The following is a 2,715-nucleotide window of genomic DNA, read 5'->3' as shown; positions in this document are numbered from 1 at the left end:
GCGTCCTCGACCTGAATTATGCGATCCGCCGCTGGCGGCCACTCTCTATCTGTCTGTGCTTCGCGCGTCTACAAGATGGCGGCGAAACGTTTTTTGCATGACCGCCCTGTGGATAGCGGCGACAAGCACCTGCCGCGCATTGCGCCGGGCGGGCGGCCTCCCCATCTCTCTTCGACGCGCCTTCGCCTGGAAAAAGATGAAATTTCCGCCGTCCTTCCTCGATGAGATCCGGGCGCGGCTTCCGCTGTCGGAAGTCGTGGGCCAGAGCGTGAGGCTGAAGAAGGAGGGCCGCGAATGGCGCGGCCTGTCGCCCTTCAACGCGGAAAAAACGCCCTCCTTCTACGTTAATGACCAGAAGGGCTTCTATTACGACTTTTCCGCCGGCAAGAATGGCGATCATTTCAATTTCCTGATGGAAACCCAGGGTATCGGCTTTCCCGAGGCGGTGGAGCGGCTCGCCGCCATGGCCGGGCTCGCCATGCCGGTCGCCTCGCCCGAGGCCGCGGCGGCCGAGAAAAAGCGCGCCACCGCGCTCGAAGCGCTGGAGCTGGCGGCGGATTTCTTCGAAAGGCAATTGCGCGGCCCCAATGGGGCCAAGGCGCGGGCCTATCTGACCGAGCGCGGTCTCGCCGGCGAAGCGCGCGAAAAATTCCGGCTCGGCTATTCGCCGTCCGATCGTTTTGGTCTGCGCGATTATCTGGCGTCAAAGGGCTGTTCGGCCGAAACCATGATCGAGGCCGGGCTGCTGACGCATGGCCCGGATATCGCGGTTCCTTATGATTTCTTCCGCGACCGGCTGATGTTCCCGATCTGGGACCGTTCCGGCCGGGTGATCGCTTTCGGCGGGCGGGCGCTCGCCAAGGACGTGCAGCCGAAATACAAGAATTCGGCTGAAACGCCTTTGTTTCACAAGGGCGCCAACCTTTACAATCTGCACAACGCCCGCAAGGCCGCCCATGAGCGCGGGACGGTGGTGGCGGTCGAGGGCTATGTCGACGTCATCGCCATGAGTCTCGCCGGTTTTCCCCATGTCGTCGCCGGGCTCGGCACCGCGCTGACGGCGGACCAGTGCGAATTGCTCTGGAAAATGGCCGAGGAGCCGATCCTTTGTTTCGATGGCGACCGCGCCGGACGCAAGGCGGCGTTTCGCGCTTTGGAAACCGCGCTGCCCTTGATCGCGCCCGGCCGCTCCCTGCGTTTCGCGCTGCTGCCCGAGGGCCAGGACCCGGACGATCTCGCCCGCGCCGGCGGCCGCGAGGCGATCGAGGCCGTGTTGGCTGCGGCGAAGCCCTTGGTGGAAATGTTGTTTCTGCGCGAGGCTGAGGTCCAGCCGCTCGACACGCCGGAGCGCCGCGCCGGCCTTGAACGCCGTTTGCGCGAGGCCGCAGGCCAGATCCGTGACGAGACCCTGCGCCGGCACTATCTCGACGATCTGCGCGATCGGCTCAACCAATTGTTCGGCCGTTCGCGCCAGCAAGGGCAGGGCGGCGGCTTTTCGCGCGGCGGCGGGCGTTATGGACGGGACATGGGCGGCCGCGCGCCGCTTGCGGCCAGTTCGGCCCTGTTGCAATCCAGCCTGTTCGCCGCGCCCAAAGAGGCGTCGGCGCCGCGCGAAAGCCTCATTCTGGCCCTATTGGTCAATCATCCGGGCCTTCTGGCGCGCCATGCGGAGGAGGTGGCGCGGCTCGATTTCATTGGCGCCGCCGGGGAAAAGCTGCGCGACGTCCTGCTCGGCCTCGCCGAACCGGACCTTTCCGCCCATGATCTGCGCGATCTGCTTTGCGCGCGCGGCTTCGGGGCGCAACTGGACGCTCTGGCGCGCGATCCGACAATTGCGACCCTGTGGTGCGTGCGGTCCGAGGCCCATGAGAATGACGCGGACGAGGTGCTGCGCCAGGCTCTGGCCTTGCATCACAAGCAGCGGGCGCTAAATAGGGAACTACGGCGGGCCGAAACCGTTCTTGCTCAGGAGCCGTCCGAGGCCAATTTCGCGGTTCTCGCCGATATCAAGGCGCAATTGTCGGCCCTTGAGGGCGTGGAAGCGATGATCGAAGGGTTCGGCGCGCGTTCGGGCCGTGAAGAAAAGTCAGTCTGACACGGAATCCGCACGGCCCCCGCCGGCCGTGCGGACGGAATGCATTGGGGTTTTCGCGCCGGGCTTTGGTTAAGCGGGCGTTAAATCTTTCCGCGCACCTTGCCCTGCGGCGGCTGATTCGCTAGGGCATGCGCCTGGATTTCTGCGGTTTGGAGTCAACATGGCGAAAAAAGACGACGCTAAGCCGGAAGGCGAAGCCGGGGTTGCCGAGGCGACGGACAGCCCGCTGCTGGATCTCTCGGACGCCGCCGTCAAGCGCATGATGAAGCTCGCCAAGAAGCGCGGCTTTGTCACTTATGCTGAATTGAACGCCGTTCTGCCGTCCGAAGAGGTCTCCTCGGACCAGATCGAGGATATCTACGCCGTTCTCAACGAGATGGGCATCAATGTCATCGAGGCCGAAGAGGCCGACGAGACCGAGGAAGAAGCCGGCGGCGCCGACGAAGAGGAAGCCGAGGGCGGCGACTTGGTCGAGCCGACCGCCAGCAAGGCCGTAACCACGCGTTCGTCGGAGCCGGCCGACCGCACGGACGATCCCGTGCGCATGTATCTGCGCGAGATGGGCTCGGTCGAACTGCTGTCGCGCGAGGGCGAAATCGCCATCGCCAAGCGCATCGAGG

At 64.9% G+C, this 2,715-nt stretch carries 2 protein-coding genes; both read left to right on the top strand.

Going from position 1 to position 2,715, the window contains the following annotated elements; genetic code table 11:
• Positions 1-196: 196 nt before the first annotated feature.
• Positions 197-2,095 (top strand): DNA primase, encoded by a 1,899-nt coding sequence (gene dnaG, locus ACE3S9_RS17995; RefSeq protein WP_374547852.1) that lies wholly within the window; start codon positions 197-199, stop codon positions 2,093-2,095.
• A 160-nt stretch (positions 2,096-2,255) separates the two neighbouring features.
• Positions 2,256-2,715, top strand: a 460-nt coding sequence (locus tag ACE3S9_RS17990; RefSeq protein ID WP_374547851.1) for an RNA polymerase sigma factor region1.1 domain-containing protein, incomplete at its 3' end; no start/stop codon positions are given.

The sequence above is a fragment of the Rhodoblastus sp. genome, assembly GCF_041915505.1.
Taxonomy (GTDB): Bacteria; Pseudomonadota; Alphaproteobacteria; order Rhizobiales; family Beijerinckiaceae; genus Rhodoblastus.
This window is presented reverse-complemented; position numbering and strand designations above follow the sequence as displayed.

Bases quoted from the DNA above. Each gene is read 5' to 3' on its own strand.
- dnaG (WP_374547852.1), top strand. From the start codon at position 197: ATGAAATTTCCGCCGTCCTTCCTCGATGAGATCCGGGCGCGGCTTCCG.